General features: G+C 64.5%; 18 protein-coding genes. 10 read left to right on the top strand and 8 right to left on the bottom strand.

What is annotated here, in order from left to right:
* Entirely contained in the window at nucleotides 1-1,149 is a 1,149-nt protein-coding gene (locus tag ACSU1G_RS34265) for an acyltransferase family protein (protein WP_439286083.1), read from the bottom strand.
* A gap of 62 nt (nucleotides 1,150-1,211) precedes the next feature.
* On the opposite strand from ACSU1G_RS34265, the gene ACSU1G_RS34270 reads away from it, so the two are divergent.
* The gene (locus ACSU1G_RS34270; RefSeq protein ID WP_439286085.1) at nucleotides 1,212-2,507 is read left to right on the top strand and encodes a nucleotide sugar dehydrogenase; all 1,296 of its coding nucleotides are present in this window, start codon (nucleotides 1,212-1,214) and stop codon (nucleotides 2,505-2,507) included.
* Between the two features lie 22 nt (nucleotides 2,508-2,529).
* Here the strand turns inward: ACSU1G_RS34270 and ACSU1G_RS34275 are convergent, their stop codons facing one another.
* From ACSU1G_RS34275 to rfbA, 4 genes are read right to left on the bottom strand one after another with little or no spacing between them, the layout of a single operon-like run.
* A complete protein-coding gene (locus ACSU1G_RS34275; protein WP_439286087.1) occupies nucleotides 2,530-3,741 on the bottom strand; it encodes a Fic family protein in 1,212 nt (403 codons plus the stop codon).
* A gap of 50 nt (nucleotides 3,742-3,791) precedes the next feature.
* Nucleotides 3,792-5,201, bottom strand: coding sequence for a sugar nucleotide-binding protein (locus ACSU1G_RS34280; RefSeq protein WP_439286089.1), 1,410 nt, complete (start codon nucleotides 5,199-5,201; stop codon nucleotides 3,792-3,794).
* Entirely contained in the window at nucleotides 5,198-6,196 is a 999-nt protein-coding gene (gene rfbB / locus ACSU1G_RS34285; protein WP_439286091.1) for a dTDP-glucose 4,6-dehydratase, read from the bottom strand. Before rfbB ends, ACSU1G_RS34280 begins: the two co-directional genes overlap by 4 nt.
* Nucleotides 6,193-7,065, bottom strand: coding sequence for a glucose-1-phosphate thymidylyltransferase RfbA (gene rfbA / locus ACSU1G_RS34290; protein WP_439286093.1), 873 nt, complete (start codon nucleotides 7,063-7,065; stop codon nucleotides 6,193-6,195). Before rfbA ends, rfbB begins: the two co-directional genes overlap by 4 nt.
* Before the next feature lie 106 nt (nucleotides 7,066-7,171).
* Here rfbA and ACSU1G_RS34295 point away from each other — a divergent pair, with 106 nt between their 5' ends.
* The 3 genes from ACSU1G_RS34295 to ACSU1G_RS34305 are packed head-to-tail and all read left to right on the top strand — an operon-like array spanning nucleotide 7,172 to nucleotide 10,252.
* A complete protein-coding gene (locus ACSU1G_RS34295; RefSeq protein ID WP_439286119.1) occupies nucleotides 7,172-9,106 on the top strand; it encodes a DUF6541 family protein in 1,935 nt (644 codons plus the stop codon).
* A 22-nt stretch (nucleotides 9,107-9,128) separates the two neighbouring features.
* Nucleotides 9,129-9,869, top strand: coding sequence for a glycosyltransferase family 2 protein (locus ACSU1G_RS34300; protein WP_439286095.1), 741 nt, complete (start codon nucleotides 9,129-9,131; stop codon nucleotides 9,867-9,869).
* Entirely contained in the window at nucleotides 9,866-10,252 is a 387-nt protein-coding gene (locus ACSU1G_RS34305) for a DUF2304 domain-containing protein (RefSeq protein WP_439286096.1), read from the top strand. The genes ACSU1G_RS34300 and ACSU1G_RS34305 overlap by 4 nt, the downstream gene beginning before the upstream one ends.
* Here ACSU1G_RS34305 and ACSU1G_RS34310 read toward each other — a convergent pair.
* Nucleotides 10,237-11,247 carry a glycosyltransferase gene (locus tag ACSU1G_RS34310; protein WP_439286098.1) on the bottom strand — a complete coding sequence of 337 codons (1,011 nt, stop codon included), beginning with the start codon at nucleotides 11,245-11,247 and terminating at the stop codon, nucleotides 10,237-10,239. The two genes, ACSU1G_RS34305 and ACSU1G_RS34310, sit on opposite strands and share 16 nt — an antisense overlap.
* 57 nt (nucleotides 11,248-11,304) lie before the next feature.
* Here ACSU1G_RS34310 and ACSU1G_RS34315 point away from each other — a divergent pair, with 57 nt between their 5' ends.
* From ACSU1G_RS34315 to ACSU1G_RS34325, 3 genes are read left to right on the top strand one after another with little or no spacing between them, the layout of a single operon-like run.
* Entirely contained in the window at nucleotides 11,305-12,261 is a 957-nt protein-coding gene (locus ACSU1G_RS34315) for a glycosyltransferase (protein WP_439286100.1), read from the top strand.
* Entirely contained in the window at nucleotides 12,258-13,493 is a 1,236-nt protein-coding gene (locus tag ACSU1G_RS34320) for a lipopolysaccharide biosynthesis protein (RefSeq protein WP_439286102.1), read from the top strand. Before ACSU1G_RS34315 ends, ACSU1G_RS34320 begins: the two co-directional genes overlap by 4 nt.
* Entirely contained in the window at nucleotides 13,490-14,224 is a 735-nt protein-coding gene (locus ACSU1G_RS34325) for a glycosyltransferase (RefSeq protein WP_439286104.1), read from the top strand. Before ACSU1G_RS34320 ends, ACSU1G_RS34325 begins: the two co-directional genes overlap by 4 nt.
* A 15-nt stretch (nucleotides 14,225-14,239) precedes the next feature.
* Here the strand turns inward: ACSU1G_RS34325 and ACSU1G_RS34330 are convergent, their stop codons facing one another.
* Entirely contained in the window at nucleotides 14,240-15,127 is an 888-nt protein-coding gene (locus tag ACSU1G_RS34330; protein WP_439286106.1) for a glycosyltransferase family 2 protein, read from the bottom strand.
* A 49-nt stretch (nucleotides 15,128-15,176) separates the two neighbouring features.
* Between ACSU1G_RS34330 and glf the strand changes: the two genes are divergently transcribed.
* From glf to ACSU1G_RS34345, 3 genes are read left to right on the top strand one after another with little or no spacing between them, the layout of a single operon-like run.
* Complete coding sequence (gene glf, locus ACSU1G_RS34335) at nucleotides 15,177-16,313, top strand: UDP-galactopyranose mutase (RefSeq protein ID WP_439286108.1); 1,137 nt, start codon at nucleotides 15,177-15,179, stop codon at nucleotides 16,311-16,313.
* Between the two features lie 9 nt (nucleotides 16,314-16,322).
* Nucleotides 16,323-17,141, top strand: a complete 819-nt coding sequence (locus ACSU1G_RS34340) for an ABC transporter permease (RefSeq protein ID WP_439286110.1) — start codon at nucleotides 16,323-16,325, stop codon at nucleotides 17,139-17,141.
* Nucleotides 17,141-17,878: an ABC transporter ATP-binding protein gene (locus tag ACSU1G_RS34345; RefSeq protein ID WP_439286112.1), complete on the top strand. Its 738-nt coding sequence runs from the start codon at nucleotides 17,141-17,143 to the stop codon at nucleotides 17,876-17,878. Before ACSU1G_RS34340 ends, ACSU1G_RS34345 begins: the two co-directional genes overlap by 1 nt.
* 103 nt (nucleotides 17,879-17,981) lie before the next feature.
* On the opposite strand, the gene ACSU1G_RS34350 is transcribed toward ACSU1G_RS34345, so the two are convergent.
* Nucleotides 17,982-18,740, bottom strand: a complete 759-nt coding sequence (locus ACSU1G_RS34350; RefSeq protein ID WP_439286114.1) for a hypothetical protein — start codon at nucleotides 18,738-18,740, stop codon at nucleotides 17,982-17,984.
* Nucleotides 18,741-19,134: the final 394 nt, after the last annotated feature.

The raw sequence follows: 19,134 nt of genomic DNA on the forward strand, positions 1-19,134 counted from the left end.
TCAGTCGGCCAGGGCGTCGCGCACGCTTTTGCGTGCAACGACCTTGCGGTTCTGCCAAGCACGTAGCATCCGTTCGACGGGCCGTTCGATCCACACATGCAGCGTGCCCGCTGCAACGATCGAGCCGACCAGGAGAACCGCGAGCAACAGCAAGCCGGTCGCGCCGCTCACGCGGTGTCCGATGATCGCCAGCGTCAGGTAGATCAGAGTCGCGTGGATCAGATAAAAGGCATATGACCATTCGCCGAGGATCACGATGAAGCGAGAACGGAACGCGAGGGAACGTGCGTTGCTGAGATCGTTGGAAGCCGCAGCGCAGATCAGGAGCGAGAACAGAATGAGCAGTGACTCACTCGTGAACATGGCCATGACCTGCTGCAGGGGCCGAGTGAGGGCAAAGCGGTCAAGAACGCTGACTCCGACGAGGTACGCCAGGATCAGCGATACCGGCACCCACACGGAGACGTGAAGACGCCATCCGGCGCGGAATGCCCAGGCGAGGCACATTCCGACGAGGAACTCATTGAGTCGAAGAACGGGCCACGGTAGCAACGCGAACCAACCGGTCGGATTCGTGATGATGACGATGCGGCCGAGGATGCTCAGAACAGCGACTCCGACTGCGACTACAAGCGCGCCGCGTCCGGTGAGCAACCTCAGCACTTTGGTGATGAATGGATGCAGTGAGTAGAAGAACGCTTCGGCAGTCAGAGTCCAGGAAGCAGGGTTGCCCGCGAACATCACGGTAGCGTCGCGTGACCACCCTTGAAGCATCAACAGGCACAGAAGAAAAATCGCCCAGTCGACAGGCTTGACCCATGTCTGTGCGGGGTCGGGAGTGAAGCTGTAGAACACCGGGATGGCGATAAGCAGCGTCACCAGATGCAAGGGGTAGATGCGCGCGAACCGCCGCCAGTAGAAAGTGCCGATTCCGACGCTTTCTCGCCATGACCAGGTGAGCACGAATCCCGAGAGGATGAAGAAGAACGCGACGCCGAAGTTGCCGAAGCGAACGAAGTCGGCGATCGGGGGCGGCAGAGTGACCAGGTTCCGAATGTGGAACAAGAAGACCGCGAATGCTGCCCACCACCGTAACCCGGTCAGTGAGTCGAGCCGAGGCAGTGATGAGTGCTGCAGCGTACTGACCATAGACGCCCCAGTTTACGATGGTTGTCAGAATTCACCGCTATTGCGCCCGTAGACTGGAATCCATGCGCATTGCTGTCGTGGCCCTCGGAAAGATCGGGCTTCCCCTCGCCGTCCAGTTCGCCTCTTCAGGTCATGACGTGATCGGCGTCGATGTCAACCAGAAGGCTGTCGACACCATCAACGCGGGGCTGGAGCCCTTCCCGGGTGAGGCTCACCTGCAGGAGAAGCTCTCCGAGCTCATCCCGGCCGGAAAGCTGCGCGCGACGACGGACTATGCCGAGGCGATCCCCGGTGCAGACGTTGTCGTGCTCGTCGCCCCAGTGTTCGTCAACGATGAGACGTGGGAACCCGACTTCAAGTACATGGATGCCGCGACCGCGTCGCTAGCCGAGCACCTGACTCCCGGCACCCTGGTCTCCTACGAGACCACTTTGCCGGTCGGCACCACCCGCAACCGCTGGAAGCCGATGATCGAATCCGGCTCCGGGCTTACCGAGGGCGTCGACTTCCACCTCGCATACTCGCCGGAGCGCGTGCTCACCGGTCGGGTCTTCGCCGACCTGCGTAAGTACCCGAAACTCATCGGCGCGCTGTCGGACGAGGGCAACCGTCTTGCTCGTGAGTTCTACGAAGCCGTGCTGCAGTTCGACGAGCGCCCCGACCTTCCCCGCCCGAACGGCGTGTGGGATCTCGGTACCACCGAGGCATCCGAGATGGCCAAGCTCGCGGAGACCACCTACCGTGACGTAAACATCGGTCTGGCGAACCAGTTCGGCTTGTTTGCCGCGGCCAACGGCATTGACGTCTACAAGGTCATCGAGGCGTGCAACTCGCAGCCCTACAGCCACATCCACCGACCGGGCATTGCGGTCGGCGGGCACTGCATCCCGGTGTACCCACGTCTCTATCTGTCGACCGACCCTGACGCCGACATCGTGCGCGTCGCGCGCCAGTTGAACGCCTCAATGCCCGAGCGCCTGGTCGCTCAGGCCGAAGGCATCCTTGGATCGCTCCAGGGCCTGCGCGCCGTCGTGCTGGGGGCGGCATACCGTGGGGGAGTGAAGGAAACTGCGTTCTCCGGTGTCTTCCCGACCGTCAAGGCGCTGAAGGATCGCGGCGCCGAGGTCGTCGTGCACGACCCGCTGTACACCGATGAGGAACTTCGTGGGCTGGGTCTCGAACCCTATGCGCTCGGAGGCAACGTCGACCTTGCTGTGCTGCAGACCGATCACGCCGACTACCGCACGCTGGCACCGGCTCAGCTGCCCGGTGTGAAGCTGCTCGTCGACGGTCGCGCTGCGACGGATGCCGACCTCTGGGCCGGCACGCCACGCATAGTCGTCGGCACCGCAGCCTGAGTCGACGACGTCGGGCGGATTCTCAGCCGCGGCGGCGTCTGGCCCTGGCACCGAAGGCGTCGAGCGCGGCGAGCATCTCGGGCGCTTCCCAAATGCGGTTTCTTCGGCCCGTGCTGATTTTGGTGAGAACCTCGGCGTCGACGAGCCGGTCGATCGCACCCTGCGCGGCCACTTCGCTGATGCCGAGCTCGTCGGCGGTGGTCTTCGTGTTCACGACAGGCTGACGCAGCAGGTACTTCTTTACCACGTGCACCGAAGAGTCGCTCCGAGCAACTATCTGACTGTCCCAGCGTTTCGCTGCCGCCTGGATGTCGCTCACGAGTACGCGACCATTCGTCACAGCGGCGAACGCCGCCTCAGCGACGATCGTAACGATGACGTCCGGGCGCCCCGCCCGATACTCGGTGAGCGCATGGAAATACGTGTCAGTGTCCTGCAAGAGCCCCGCCGACACCGGCACGGTGACGTTGCGAGTCAGGCGGCCGTGACGGAGCGTTCCCTGCAGAAGCGCGCGTCCCGTTCGACCATTGCCGTCAGGGAAGGGATGGATTGTCTCGAACTGCGCATGCGTGATCGCAGCCTGAGCGAGCACTGGAACGTCGGTGCGGCGAGCGAAGGCGACCATGTCAGTGATCAGGGCAGGAACTCTGTCCTGATGCGGTGGTACGAACCTCGCGGTATGCGGAGACTTGCTCCCGCCTCCTATCCAGACCTGCTGGTCGCGCCAACGGCCGACGAACTCCGGCGCTGTGTCACGCAGCAGCGCATCCTGCATGGCGAGGATCGAGTCGACGTCGAGACGATCGGATAGCGCGATGGCTGCGTTCAAAGCGCGAACATTCGCGATGACCAAACCGGCGTTCCCAGATTTCGACTCACCGATCTCCGCAAGGGCAACTTGCTTAGCGCTGGAAGTCAGGTTCTCCACCTCCGAGCTGGAGGCGGACTCGCTGCGTAGCAAGATCGAGGCGAAGTGGGCAGCGATCATTCCCGCTTCGGCATCGAATCGCGTGAGCTCCTGGCTCGCATCGTCAGCCAGTGCGAGTGTCGTTGCTGCCAGTTCTACCGGTGCGGATGCGATGAACGCGGGGATGGCAGCCTGATAGTCACCCCGAGCCTGGAGCAAGGCCCGGCGAGAGCCGATCTCATCGCCGGTGCGTACCCACGGACGTGACTCATAGCCGATCGACGGCCAAGTGCCGGGTGTCGTGGGCTGTTCCACATGTGTGGCCATAACCTGTCCATACCAAAGGTTAGGTACTTAACCTTTGGTATGGACAGGTTTCAGGCGAGGTACGCCGCCAGTGCTTCTGCGCCATCGCGCGGAGTGAACCCGGTGGCGGTGATCTTCGTCAGATCCAGCGCGCTGTTCAACGGGCGTGGTGAGACCGGTGCCGTCGCGTTCGCGAAGTACTCGGCCGTAGTGACGTCGCTGACGCGCGCCGGATCGTTGTCGGTGATCCGGTAGACCTCGCGCGCGATGTCAGCCCAAGAGAGCGCCGCGCCGCTGCTGGTGACGTTGTACGTGCCGTAATCGGACTTCACGTCGAGCAGGTGCACGATCGCAGCGGCGATGTCCTCAGTGAACGACAGCCGCCCGATCTGGTCGCTGACCACGCTCGGGTCGATGCCGCGCTCCGCGAGTGAGGCCATCGTGCGGACGAAGTTCTTGCCCTCACCGATCACCCAGGAGGTGCGCACGATGTAGTGGCGTGCCGCGGTCTGTGCGGCGAGATCGCCCGCGGCCTTGGACTGTCCGTAGACGCCCAGCGGACTGAACGCGGCATCCTCGGCGTACTCGCCCTGGCCGGTTCCGTCGAAGACGTAGTCGCTGGAGACATGCACGAGCGTGATGCCGTGCTTATCGGCGACCCGTGCCAGTGCGGACACCGCGGTGGCATTGGCCTGCCAGGCGGCCTGGCGCCCTTCGGCGGTCTCGGCCACGTCGACGGCCGTGTAGGCAGCGGCGTTGATGATCGTGCCGTAGTCGCGCCAGCGGCGGGCTGTGGGAAGGTCGGGGGAGGTGACATCGAGCTCAGCGCGAGTGACGTACTCGACGTGCGCGGCATCTCCGAGTCTGGCCCGCAGCGCGAGGCCGAGCTGTCCGGCAGCACCGAGCACGAGGGTCTTGCGCGGTGCGATCGGAGTCACACCGGCCAGTCGCGGATGCACCTTGTCCTTGTCCGAGATCTCGACGTCGGACAGCGGGATCGGCCATTCGATGGCCGCGGTCTCGTCGGCGAGGTTCAAGAAGGCGTATTCGGCGGCCGGTGACCAGTGGTCGTTGACGAGATACGCGTATGCGGTGTTCGCCTCGAGTGTCTGGTACGAGTTACCCACGCCCCGCGGTACGAAGATCGCCCGTGACGGGTCGATCTCGGCCGTGAAGGTCACACCGAACGACGGGCCTTCGCGCAGATCTACCCAGGCGCCGAAGATCCGCCCGGTGGCGACAGAGACCCACTTGTCCCACGGCTCGGCGTGGATGCCACGCGTCGTGCCCACCGCGTCGTTAAAGGAGATGTTGTTCTGCACCGGACCGAAGTCTTCCAGGCCCAGCGCGGTCATCTTCTCGCGCTGCCAGTTCTCCTTGAACCAGCCGCGAGAGTCGCCATGCACTGGTAGCTCGAAGAGCACCAACCCGGGGATCGTGGTCTCGATCTGCTGCAGCGGCTTGCCGAAGATGTCGCTCACTGGCCTTTCCCTGCGTAGAAGGCTTCGGTGGTGTCTTTGGAGGGGGCCCACCAGTTCTCGTTGGCCCGGTACCAGTCGATGGTGGCGGCGAGTCCGGATTCGAAGTCGCCGAACGAGGGGGTCCAGCCGAGTTCGGTGCGCAGCTTGGTCGAGTCGATCGCGTAGCGCAGGTCGTGGCCGGCACGATCCGTGACCTGGTCATACGCGTCGGCGGGCTGTCCCATGATGGTCAGGATCAGTTCGACGACGTCTTTGTTGTTCTTCTCGCCGTCCGCACCGATCAGATACGTTTCCCCGTTGACGCCCTGATCGAGGATCGTGAGCACGGCGGAGGAATGGTCGTCTGCGTGGATCCAGTCGCGCACGTTCTCCCCGGCCCCGTAAAGCTTGGGGCGGATGCCGCGGATCACGTTCGTGATCTGACGGGGGATGAACTTCTCCACATGCTGGAACGGGCCGTAGTTGTTCGAACAGTTCGAGATCGTCGCCCGCACCCCGAAGGACCGCACCCACGCCCGCACCAACAGGTCGGATCCGGCCTTGGTCGATGAGTACGGTGACGACGGATTGTACGGGGTGTTCTCGGTGAACCGTTCCGGGTCATCCAACTCCAAATCGCCGTAGACCTCGTCGGTGGAGATGTGATGCAGGCGGGTGTCGTGCTTACGTGCGGCTTCGAGGAGCGTGTACGTGCCGACAATGTTCGTGTCCAGGAACGGACGCGGGTCATCCAGAGAGTTGTCGTTGTGTGACTCGGCGGCGTAATGCACCACCGCATCCGCCTGGGCGAACAGTTCGTCTACCAGGGGTGCGTCGGTGATGCTGCCGTGCACGAACGTGACCCGGTCCTCGGGCAGCCCGGCAAGGGATGCCCGGTTTCCGGCGTAGGTCAACGCGTCCAGCACGGTGACATGGTCGTCGGTGTTCTCGATCACGTGGTGAACAAAGTTCGACCCGATGAACCCGGCCCCGCCGGTCACGAGCAGACGGCTCATGCGTGTCCTCTTTTCAACAGATCCAACAAATACGTCCCATACCCGCTCTTCACAAGCTTCTCCGCACGTTCACGCAGCTCGTCATCGGTGAGATACCCCTGACGCCACGCGACTTCTTCCGGCACGCCGATCTTCAACGCCGTGCGGCGCTCCATCGTGCGCACATAATCCGCGGCATCCGTCATCTGATCAAACGTCCCGGTATCCAACCATGCGGTTCCCCGCGGCAGGACCTCGACCTGTAGCTTGTCGCGCTCCAAATACGCACGGTTGATATCCGTGATCTCATACTCACCCCGCGCGCTCGGCTGCAAATCCCGGGCGATCTGCACGACATCGTTGTCGTAGAAATACAGGCCAGGAACCGCGAAGTTACTCTTCGGCACGGCAGGCTTCTCCTCCAGAGAGATCGCCCGACCCGTGGAATCGAACTCGACCACACCATACGCTTCGGGTTCCGCCACCCAGTACGCGAACACGGCACCACCATCGATGTCCGCGAAACGCTGCAACTTACTGCCCAGACCGGGACCGTAGAGCAAGTTGTCGCCCAGGACGAGGGCGACGTTGTCGTCACCGATGAAATCCGCACCGATCGTGAACGCCTGCGCGAGGCCGTCCGGAGACGGCTGCTGCGCGAATGTCAGGCTGATCCCGAACTGCGAACCATCACCCAACAGGCGCTCAAAATGCTCCGCATCATGCGGCGTCGTGATCACCAAAATGTCGCGAATGCCCGCCAACATCAACGTCGACAACGGGTAATAGACCATCGGCTTGTCATACACCGGAATCAGCTGCTTAGAAACGCCCAACGTGATCGGATGCAACCGCGTACCCGAACCACCAGCGAGAATGATGCCTTTCACGTCTATATCGTGTCACACGACTCGCAGCGCACGCGCGGCGTTCGCTAAGGCTCACCGACTATTCTGAGTGTTTGATCACGGCCTGAAGGGTGCGCACCGCGTGGAGATGCTTGATTTGCTGTGGCCTGCGCTTGTGCTCCTCGGTATCTATGCCGTACTCGGCTGGTCGCTCGCCCTGCTGATGGGCCTGCGGGGGCTCTGGGCTGCGGCGACTGCGCCCATCTTCGCAACCACCGTCATCGGGCTCGGATCCACGATCGCCGGCTGGATCGGAGTCGGCTGGTCGATCTTGCCAGCACTCGCTACCGCGCTGGTGATCGCGGCCGGCATCGTGATCGTCAAACGCGCGACCCGAACGCACAGTACTGTGCGCTTCCCCGCACGCTGGCGCTGGTGGACGGTCGGGGTGCTCGTGGTTACCGCCGTGACCATCGCGTTGCTGGTCTTCCGCGTCATCGGACACGCAGATGCGATATCCCAGTCCTTCGACAACATCTTCCATCTCAACGCGATCCGCTACATCAGTGACACTGGCATCGCCTCGCCACTCGAGATCGGCCAGATGACGAGTCCGGGCGGGGGAGTACCGTTCTACCCGGCCGCCTGGCACGCGACAGCAGCGATCATCGCGCAACTCAGTGGCGCATCGATTCCCATCGTGATCAATGCTCTGAGCCTCACGATCGCCGCGATCATGTGGCCGCTCGGCGCTCTGTTGCTCGCCCGCATGTTGCTCGGCTCGGCGCCGTCCGTGATGGTCGGTGCCGGAATCGTGGCGGCATCCGTCCCCGCCTTCCCGCTGTTGCCGATGGATTACGGCGTGCTCTACCCGTACCAGCTCTCGCTCGCACTGCTGCCGGCGTCTCTCGCAGCGACGGCAGGGCTCCTGGGCATCGGTCATCATGCACGGTGCCTCGCGCCCGGCTGGTGGGGACTGATCGTCGTCGGGTCCGTGCCGGGTCTCGCTCTGGCACATCCGGGCGGCTTCGTCGCGTGGCTGGCCCTCAGCGTGCCGATGGTCGTCGTCTTCGGGGTGCGGCTGTGGCGCACATCGTCCTCGCTCCGGGGTCGCGCCTGGGTCCTCGGCGGCTCCCTCGCCTTCGCCGGCGCAGGAGTGGTGCTGCTCAAAGTCCTGCGCCCGCCGCTCGCTACCCGTCAGTGGGCGACCGAAGCGGGCCTCGGCGAAGCGATTGGAAAAGCGCTGTCCGTGCAGCTGTTCTACCCCGCTGCCGCTTGGCTCGTCGGCATCGCGATCCTCGTGGGGCTGTACTGGGTGATCCGCGAACGCAGCGCCGAGACGATCGTCGCGGCCGCAATGTGGGCGATCGGTGCCGGATTATTCGTGGCCGCCATGTCGTTCACGTGGGGCACGCTTCGCGACGCCCTCACCGGCAGCTGGTACAACAACTGGCCTCGCCTTGCCGCATTGTTCGCCATCGCGCTTCTGCCGCTGGCGACGCTGGGCATTGCACGCACCGCGGATGCTGTGGCCGACCTGCTGCGTCGCCGTCGGGTCTCCGGCGCCATTCGCCTGACCGCGGGGATTGTGGCATCCGTGCTCGCGCTGCTCGCTTTTCACGTGCAGGCGACGCCGCGCGCCGAATCCTGGGCCGGTGCGACATACGACGAGGATGCCGATGCGCTGCTGCTGACAGACGACGAGACCGCGCTGTTGGAACGACTGGGTGACATCGTTCCCGAAGACGCCGTCATCGCGGGCAGCGCCTACACAGGTGCGGGCCTCGCCTATGCCCTAGCAGATCGCCAGGTGCTGATGCCTCACGCGCTCATGGACATCTCACCCGATCTGGAGCTGATCAACGACCACCTCGCTGACGCAGACATCATGCCAGAGGTGTGCGAGGCGATCGAGGCGCTCGGCGTCGACTACGTGCTGGACTTCGGTACTGTCGAGGTACACGAAGACGTCGTGCACCCGCTTCCCGGCGTTCAGGATCTTCAGGAATCCTCCGCACTCCGTCTGGTCGACAGCGAGGGCGACGCGAAATTGTACGAGGTGATCGCCTGTGGGCGGAACTGAGCTGAAACGAGAGGCCGAACGCATGACGCAGGCGGAGGATCGCATCCTCGTCCTGGTGCCCGCATGGAACGAGAGCCGCAACGTCGGCAACACCGTGCGCGAGATCCGTGGCGCATCCGATGACTTCGATGTCGTCGTGATCGACGACGGCTCCACCGACGAGACCGCGGATGTCGCACGACAGGCCGGCGCCGTCGTCCTGACGCTGCCGTTCAACCTCGGAGTCGGTGGCGCGATGCGAACCGGCTTCACCTACGCCGCTCGACACGGTTACCAGCGCGTCATCCAGGTGGATGCCGACGGGCAGCACGATCCGGCCGACATTATGCGCGTGGTCGAGGGCCTTCAGAGCGCAGACATCTCCATCGGAGCCCGTTTCGCTGAGGTAGGCGACTACACCGTCCGCGGCCCGCGTCGCTGGGCGATGCTGGTGCTCGCGAGCGTCGTGTCGAAGATCGCGCGGACCCGGCTGACCGATGTCACCAGCGGATTCCGGGCAGCGAACCGTCGTGCGATCGAGCAGTATGTGCGCTATTATCCGGCCGAGTATCTCGGTGACACGGTCGACTCGCTCGTCGCAGCCGTCCATGCCGGACTCAGCGTGACTCAGATCCCGGTGGCGATGCGTGCACGCGTGCACGGCACGCCCAGCCAGCATCCGATAGGCGCCGCCGTGTATCTGTTCCGCTCCGGTTTCGCGCTGCTGCTTGCTGTTATGCGCAATCCCATGCGGCGCCCCGAATCGAATGCGAGCCCCGCATGATCGCCGTTGCCGGAATCGTCCTCGCCGTTGTCATTCTCTCGGTCGTGCTCTGGATGCTGCTGACCAGGCGCCTGCGTGAGAAGTATGCGGTGCTCTGGCTCGTCATTGCGCTGGTCGTGCTTGTGGTCGGGATCTTCCCAGGGCTCTGGGAAGGGCTCACGCGCCTGCTCGGGGTGCAATTGCCGTCGAACCTGCTCTTCGCAGCGGCTCTGCTGTTGCTGCTCGGTGTCGCATTCCACTTGTCATGGGAGCTCAGTCGCGCCGAGGACGAAGGGCGCAGGCTCGCCGAGGAATCGGCGCTGATGCGTGCAGAGACCGAACATCTTCGCGAGCGAGTGCAGCGACTCGAAGACCGCGCTGATGGGCCTCAGAACGAACGCTGAGCGATGCCGCTGGCGGCCGCCCGGCCGCCGCTGAGAGCACCTGCCAGCCAGCTCGCGCGGTACTCCAGCGCGAAGCGCGAGGGGACGGCATCTGAGCGCGTCGCCATACGCAACAGGGCGTTCAACGCTGGCCAGCGGCGTGCGGCTCCGAAGGCGGCATCGATCCGCTCATCGGGCAGCGCGCGCCGGGCACGCAGCGTGTCGACCATGACCTGCCGCCATCCGACGTAGGTCCAGAAGGTCATGCGCAGCAGCGCCTTCGGAGAGCGCGAGCCTTCGTGGCGTTCGGCGAGTCCGAGGACATTTTGCACCGACGCTGCAATCCCCGCCTTCTCAAGCCGGCTGGGGTCGCCGAACACGTTGGCATCGTGCTGCACGTAATCCTGCACGACATTGTTGACGATCCGGGTGCCGCGATGTGCGCCGGCGACGACCGCGAGCCAGTGGTCGTGCGTAGCCACACGGGTCGACACCTGGGGGAAAGGGATCGCGGTGTCGAGGATCTCCCGCTCGAACACGCACAGCGACCCAGTGAACTGGTTCGACAGCAGCGTGAGCGCGGCCCCGCGATCGACGCGGTCGGTCACGCCGGTGACCTCGCCGGAGGGATGGCGCACCAGGCGCGCCTGGCCGGAGATCATCGACACATCATCGAGGTGGGGGATCAGCGTCGCGATCTTGTCCTCGTCCCAGCGGTCGTCCTGGTCGCACAGGGCGACCCAGGCGGCATCAGCGCCGACGGCTCGCAGGCCGTGCTCGAAGTTCAGGTAGAAGCCACGCCGGGAGTCGTCACCGATCACCCGGAAGCGGTCGTCGCCTGCGACGATCTCTGCGACAAGATCGGCCACGGGCGCACGCTCGCCGTCGACCGAGATGATGCATTCCCAATCGCGGATGCTCTGGTTCTTCAGCGACAGCAGCTGCACGCGGAAGAGCTCGGGATCCGGGGAGTATGCGGCCAGGACAATGGCGCCGCGGCCGCGTTCGGAGGTCATCGGCACTCTTCCCTGTCTAAGGTTCGCATCAGCGAATGAGGCTAGTCTAGGTGCGCGATGAAACCGAATCTTCCAGCCGCGTGGGCGGTCTTCTCGACCTTCCGTCCCGGCTCCGGCGCTGAGGAGGCTGTGTCCTCGGTGGCAGGTCAGGTCGACGGGGTGATCGTCGTCGATGACGGCTCCGGACCGGTCGCCGATGACGTCCTGGAGCGGCTCGCTGCCAGTGGCGTTCTCGTGCACCGCCAGAGCGAGAACAGCGGCATCGCCGCGGCGCTTAACACCGGCATCCGTCTCGCCCGCGAACAGGGTGCAGCGAACGTGGTCACCTTCGACCAGGACTCGCTCGTTCCGAGCGGCTTCGTCGAGGCTCTGCGCGTCGCGCAGGATGCCGCCACTGCAGATGGCGTGCAGGTCGGCGTCGTCGTGCCGGAGTACTTCGCCGCGGTGCGTCAGGCGCGCGGGGAGATGTCTGCGTACGGGCCCGCGGCCAACGTAATCCAGTCCGGCATGCTCCTGCCGTTGAGCGTGGTGGATGCGATCGGTGAACTGCGCGCGGACTTCTTCATCGACCTCGTCGATACCGAGTTCGAGCTGCGCCTTCGCCGCGAAGGCTATGCGGTGCTCGCAGCCCCCGGGCTCAGGCTTGGTCATGCGCTCGGCACGCAGTACCGCCGCGAACTGTTCGGCCGTCAGGTGTGCCTGCCAGGCATCCCTCCGGAGATCACTCTGAGCACGCCCTTCCGCTACTTCTATCGGGTGCGCAACCGGATCGTCCTCAACGGTGAGTATCTGCGGGCGGCGCCCAAGCAGATCATCCGTGACACGATCCTCGACGGCATCCATTTCGTCAACGCCCTGTGGGTGGCGCGCCCGCGCCGAGCGCTGTGGCGGCTCTACCGTGCCGCGATCAACGCGGCAGTTCGCGGACGCATGGGGCGAATGCCGGAGGCGCTGCAGCCTATCGCTGCCCGCATCCGCTGGAATGCTCCGGTATTCGAGAGGGAGCAGACGTGAGCTCGGCCGGGGTGCGCCGTACGGCGGGACGATTGAGCGGCTTCACGGTCTCGGTCCTGCTGGTCACGCTGCTCGGCGTCGTCTCCATCCCCCTGCTGACCGCAGCCGTGGGTCGCGACACCTGGGGCACGCTGGCACTCGTCCAGACCGTCGCCCAGTTCGGCGGAATCCTCGTCGCCTTCGGCTGGGGAGCGGTGGGGGCTGCCACGGTTGCAGGCATTCCTGAGGCGCGGCGCCCGGCGTTCTTCCGCCGGTCTCTGCAGGCCCGCGTCGGACTCTACGCCTGCGTCTTCCCGGTGCTCGCGCTGCTGCTGATCGTCATCACCCACGGTCAGGTCCTCATCTCGATCGTCGGCGCCGCCGTCTACCTGCTGCCGTACCTCGGCGCGAGCTGGTATTTCACGGGCGAAGGTCGACCCAAGCGCCTGCTGCTCTTTGACACCGTGCCCACCGTCATCGGCGCTGTAGTCGGCCTCATCGGTACCTGGGCGACCGGCGAGCTGTGGGTGTACCTGCTGTTCCAAGGGCTCGGCTACATCGCCGCGGTAAGCATTTCGGCCTTGATCGTGCGGCAGTCGCCGCAGGACGCAGGTTTCGTAGACCGCACCCCGCTGAAGACGCTGCTCTCCTCGCAGCGGCATGCCGTCTCCGCGACACTCGTCAGCGGGCTGTACGTCACCCTGCCGATGGTCGCTGTGGCGTCATTCCTGCCGGGACTCGTGCCGATGTACGCGATGGCTGATCGCCTGTTCAAGTACGCCTCGATCGCGTTCCTGCCCATCCAGCAGTTCTTCCAGAGCTGGGTCCCCGTCGATGACGGCGGCAGGCCCCGGCGGATGCGCATCGCGACGCGCGCGGCCATCGGCATCGGCGTCGTCGCCGGCACCCTGATCGCCGTGCTCAGCCCGTGGGCGTCGACGCTGCTGTCGGTCGGCGAGATCTTGGTGCCGCTGTCCGTGTCGCTGCCGCTGGGCGTCGCCTTCGTCGGCATCGCCGTCGCCGCAGTGGTCGGCTATGCGTGCCTGGTGAGCCTCGGACGCGTGCGCGCGCTCGCCGTGTCGACCGCCATCGGCGCGGCCGTCGGTGCACCGCTGATCGTCCTGTTCGCCGTACTCGGTTCCGTGCCGGCCGTCGCCTGGGCCGTTGCGATCTCCGAGATGTGCGTCGCGGGATACCAGATCTCTGTCCTGCGGCGCGCGCTGCGCGAGCAGCCCACGAAGGAGACGGCATGACCGACGTGCGCGTCAGCGTGTGCATGGCGACCTACAACGGCGAGGCCTACCTGGGTGAGCAGCTGGACTCGATCCTCGCCGAGCTCGCACCGCACGACGAGTTGATCATCGTCGACGATGCATCCGCCGACGGCACCGTCGCGCTGCTCGCCACCGTCGAGGACGCCCGCGTGCGCGTCTTCCCGCGCGATCACAACCGCGGTTACGTTCGCACGTTCGAAGAGGCGCTGCAGTATGCCACCGGTGATGTGCTCATGCTCGCCGACCAGGACGATGTGTGGATCCCCGGCCGGCGTGCGCTCTTCGTCGCGGCTCTCCAGAACGATGCGGTGGCCGCGTCGAACCTCGTTCTGCTCGGATCGGATGCTCCGCTCGTCCCGCCGATTCCCGGGATCTCCTGGCGTTTGAACGCGTCGCAGTCCGGGCACTCCGTGCGCAACGAGCTGCGGATTCTTGCCGGCATCATCCCGTATTTCGGATGCGCCATGGCGATCCGACGAGACGCGGTCGACCGCATCCTGCCGTTCCCGGATTTCCTCACCGAGTCTCATGATCTGTGGATCGCGACCTTCGCGAACGCGCACCGCACGATGCGTCATCTCGACGAGCCGACACTCCGTCGACGGCTGCACGAGGAGAACGTCTCGACGGCGCGTCCGCGTGGGATCGTCCCGGTGCTGCGAGCGCGGTGGATGCTGCTGCGCGCCTGGCTCGCCGCCAAGAAACGCTGACGCGAGAGCCAGCTCTCAGCCGAAGATGTGGTGCCACAGCGCCTTGCGTCCCTCCGGCGTGCCGTGGCGCAGGACGCGCGGTGCCTCGGTGACAGCGTGCAGCCGCGCCAGCAGACGTGTGCGCGCAGCGCTCGCCGTGCTGCGCCAGCCGCGCGCGGTGGCACGCTCGACGATCTCGCGGTAGAAGCGGCGGTCGTCGGTGAAGCGCCTGCCGTCCAGCAGAGTCTGCTGGGACGCGCTGCCGCTGTGCCGACGGTAGAAGAACACGCGCTCGGGGATTGCGACCAGGCGTCCACCGTCGAAGACGATGTCGAGCAGGATCGCCAGATCCAACGCGATCGGCAGGTCGTCTCGGAAGTCGTGTCGGCGGATCGTCTCGGTGCGGAAAACCAGCGACGGCCAGTACAGCCAGTCGCCCTTCACCAGGCTGGTGGCCAGCGGCTCACCGGTGAGAACGACATCGCCCCCTGTGGTATCGGGTGCGAGCATCCGCTGTTTGACGCGATCGGCGAGCGGCATACTCGGCTGATCGTTCTGATCGATCACGTCGACGCCGGGCTGGATGATGTCGGCATCCGGGTGCGCGGCGATGGCGCGCCGCACCGCGGCGACATAACCGCGCCCGAGTAGATCGTCGCTGCCGAGGATGACGAGGTGGTCGGCGCTCGCGCGCTGGACGCTTGCACGGAAGTTCGCAATGATGCCGGCGTTGCGCTCATTGCGTGTGTACACGATGCGGTCATCGTCGAGTTCCGCGAACCACGCGGCGACGCTGTCATCTGGGTAGGCGTCGTCGATGACCGTCATCCGCCACGCCGGGTCGGACTGGGCCTGCACCGAGGCGACGGTCTGGAACAGCATCCGGGGCTCGCCCCAGAACGGGAGCATGATTTCGATGGTCATCCCTCCCAGCATACGAAGTCCACAGGCGAGCGCCGATACGATAGAGATCATGGATCTTCTCGTCGTAGGCTCTGGTTTCTTTGGCCTCACCATCGCTGAGCGTGCCGCGGCTGCGGGCCGCAAGGTGACCGTTATCGAACGTCGCTCTCACATTGGCGGCAACGCGTACAGCGAAGCGGAGCCGGAGACGGGTATCGAGGTGCACCGTTACGGTGCGCACTTGTTCCACACATCCAATGAGACGGTGTGGGAGTACGTGAACCGGTTCACGACGTTCACGAACTACGAGCATCGCGTGTACACGAACCACAAGAATGTTGTGTACCCGCTGCCGGTGAACCTCGGCACGATCAACCAGTTCTTCCAGGCCGCGTACACGCCAGACGAAGCGCGTGCGCTCATCAAGGAGCAGGCTGGCGAGTTCGACGTCAAGTCGGCTGCGAACTTTGAAGAGAAGGGCATCGCTCTCGTCGGGCGCCCGCTGTTCGAAGCGTTCTACCGGGACTACACAGCCAAGCAGTGGCAGACCGACCCGCACAAGCTTTCCGGTGACATCATCAGCCGGCTCCCCGTGCGGTACAACTACGACAACCGGTACTTCAACGACACCTGGGAAGGTCTGCCGACCGATGGCTACACCGCGTGGATTGAGCGGATGGCAGATCACCCCAACATCGAGGTGAAGCTCGGCGTCGACTTCTTCGACGAGTCGCAGCCGTTGAACCGCAAGGCGCTCGTCGGGCAGGTTCCGATCATCTACACCGGCCCGGTAGATCGCTACTTCGACTACGCCGAGGGTGAGCTCAGCTGGCGCACCCTCGACTTCGAGCAGGAAGTGCTGAACATCGGCGACTTCCAGGGCACCCCGGTGATGAACTACCCGGATGCCGGCATCCCGTACACCCGCATTCACGAGTTCAAGCACTTCCACCCGGAGCGCAAGGACGTTTACCCGACGGATAAGACCGTCATCATGCGCGAGTTCTCCCGTTTCGCAGAGAAGACCGACGAGCCGTACTACCCGGTGAACACTCCTGCAGACCGCGAGGGCTTGCTGGCCTACCGGGAACTGCAAAAGGGTGAGAGCGGTGTCCACTTCGGTGGTCGCCTTGGCACTTACCAGTACCTCGATATGCATATGGCGATCGGCTCGGCGCTGACCATGTGGAACAACACCCTCGCCTAAGCTCGGAACGTGAGTCACGCTGCTGTCGGGGCGCCGGGTACGCCCCGGCGATACCTGCATTCGCTGTGGTTGCTTTCTGCCCGCGACTTGAAGGTCCGGTACTCGACGAGCTTCCTCGGCTATCTATGGTCGGTGCTGGACCCACTGGTGATGAGTGCGATCTACTGGTTCGTCTTCACTCAGGTGTTCAAACGTGACGTCGGCGAAGACCCGTACATCATCTTCCTCATCACCGCCTTGCTGCCCTGGGTATGGTTCAACTCTTCCGTGCTGGATTTCACCAAGGCATTCAAGAGAGACTCGCGCCTGGTCCGCTCGACGAACATCCCTCGCACGATCTGGGTAAACCGAATCGTGCTGAGCAAGGGCATGGAGTTTCTGTTCTCGCTCCCCGTTCTTGCACTGTTCGTGATCGGCAACGCGCTGATCGAGACGGACCCGGACAAAGTCGTTCACATCGGCTGGGGGATTCTGTGGTTCCCGGTAGCCATGCTGTTGCAGGTGATTCTGCTCGTGGGGCTCGGGATGCTGGTCGCCCCGCTGTGCGCGCTGTACACGGATCTAGAGCGCACTACCGGGCTGATCCTTCGGGCGCTTTTTTATGCGACCCCCATCATCTACAGTGTCTCGAACCTCCCCGGTCCGTTCGAGACGATCGGCTCCTTCAATCCCCTGGCAGGAATCTTCACGCTCTACCGGATGGCGTTCTTCCCCGATCTGTGGAACTTGAGCACGGTGCTGATCAGCGTCGTGATGACCCTCGTGATCTTCGTTCTGGGTTCATGGGTGTTCCGCGTACTTGAGCGCCCTGTGCTGAAGGAGCTGTGATGGCTGCCGCGATCGAAGTCCAGGGACTGGGCGTAAATTTCCGCCGCAACCGGCGTGGACGGCGGAGCTTCAAGGACCTCTTCGCCGGCGCATCACGACGTAGCCGTCCGGGGCAGTTCTGGGCGCTGCGCAATGTTTCTTTCACCGTGCAACCGGGAGAGTCGATCGGTGTCGTCGGTCGCAACGGACAGGGTAAGTCGACGTTGCTGCGGCTCGTCGCCGGCGTCCTGCTCGCGGACGAAGGCTCGGTGACCGTCAATGGCGGCGTCGCGCCGCTGATCGAGCTCACCGGCGGATTCGTCGGCGACCTCACGGTGCGCGAGAACGTTCGTCTCACGGCTGGCCTGCACGGCATGTCGCGCGACGAGATCTCCCGCCGCTACGACGGGATCATCGCGTTCGCGGAGCTCGAGGAGTTCCAGGAGACGCCGTACAAGCATCTCTCTAACGGCATGAAGGTGCGCTTGGCATTCTCGGTCGTATCGCAGCTGGATGAGCCGATCCTGCTCGTCGATGAGGTGCTTGCGGTCGGCGACAAGGGCTTCCGAGACAAATGCTACAAGCGCATCGACGAACTGCTCGCCGAGGGACGCACGCTGTTCTTTGTCAGCCACAACGAGCGGGACCTGCGACGCTTCTGCACGCGCGGCCTGTATCTCGACAAGGGTGCCCTGGTTCTGGATGCCGACATCAAAGAGGTCCTAGACCGCTACAACGCCGACTCCGCCGCCCGCTAGCCCCCGGTTGTCCCGGCTGCGCCGGTTGCGAGTGGCCACTTGTGGCTCCTTTCTGGCGAAGAAGTGAGCCACAACTACCCACTCGCAAGGAGTGCCGGGGGCATCACGCTGCGAGGAGGGTACGAACCTGGCGGAGGAGCGCGCGCGAGCGGATCGGGTCGTTGAGGTCGTCCTTATTGACGCGGATGATCGTCCAGCCTGCCTCCTGCAGGGCGCGAACCCGCTCGAAGTCGCGACGCCACTGCACGTCATCGGTTCGATGGTGGTCTCCCTCGTATTCGAAGGCGATGCGGAGTTCGGGATATGACAGATCAGGATGTAGAAGCCCTAGGCGCGTTTCGACCGGAAACCCAATCACCGGCTCGGGGAAGTCAGCAAAGACGAAAAGCAGACGCAGACGAGTTTCCTGAGGAGAATCCACGCCGACGCGGACCAGTCGCTTCGCCTCGGACAACATGAGCGCCCCACGTCTGCCGGCATGAGCGCGTACCGCGGTGCGCAGTTCCTGTTCTGTGCACAGCGGTGGAATGCGCGGCTCATCCGGGACGACGCGGCCGGAGATCAGAAAATCTCCGACGGACACGATCTCCTCGAGGCCGAGTCGATGCGCGCGCTGCGCCCCGTACTCGGCGAGCTGGCACCACGCAGTCGCCGGCGCGACGATCGGAATGCCGTCTTCGGTGAGGATGATGGACGGCGTGGCATCGAGCCGATGCGAGATCACGCCGTCGCGCCTTTTGCGTCGTGATCCGGTGCTGCTGATGTGCAGGTCGGCATCCGCTCGCTCGAGCGCGGACGGCAGCGGTGCTCCGGACAGCACGAGCGCGGTGCTGTGGCTGACCGCCTGATCCGGGCCGAGCAAAGGAACGAGGGCGATGCATCGTCCGCGAAGGGTCGACAGGTCGACGCCCTGTGAGCGGATGCCGCGGAACGGTTTGTCCACGTCACGTCCGCGGAGGCGGCCTCGCGCCGCGATGTCCGGAGCACCGTGGCGGCCGCTGACGAACGCGGTTGCGAGGGCGTGGTCGGGGAGAGGATCTCTGGCAGTCATGCTGAGCGAGTCTGCAGGATCCCGCATCCGCTCGTCCGCGTTATCCACAACCCAAACGTGCGTCGAGTGGGCGCGTGTGGCGCGAGATTCCGCGGTGTGATGTCTCATGACGTGCCTGACAGTTCATGTCTCAGTGGGATCTGACACTTCGTAGCGTGCGAGGAAGCCGCGGGGTTTGCCGTTGGGGATGTAGGTCCCCGCGGGT

The organism is Microbacterium sp. A93 (genome assembly GCF_051842835.1).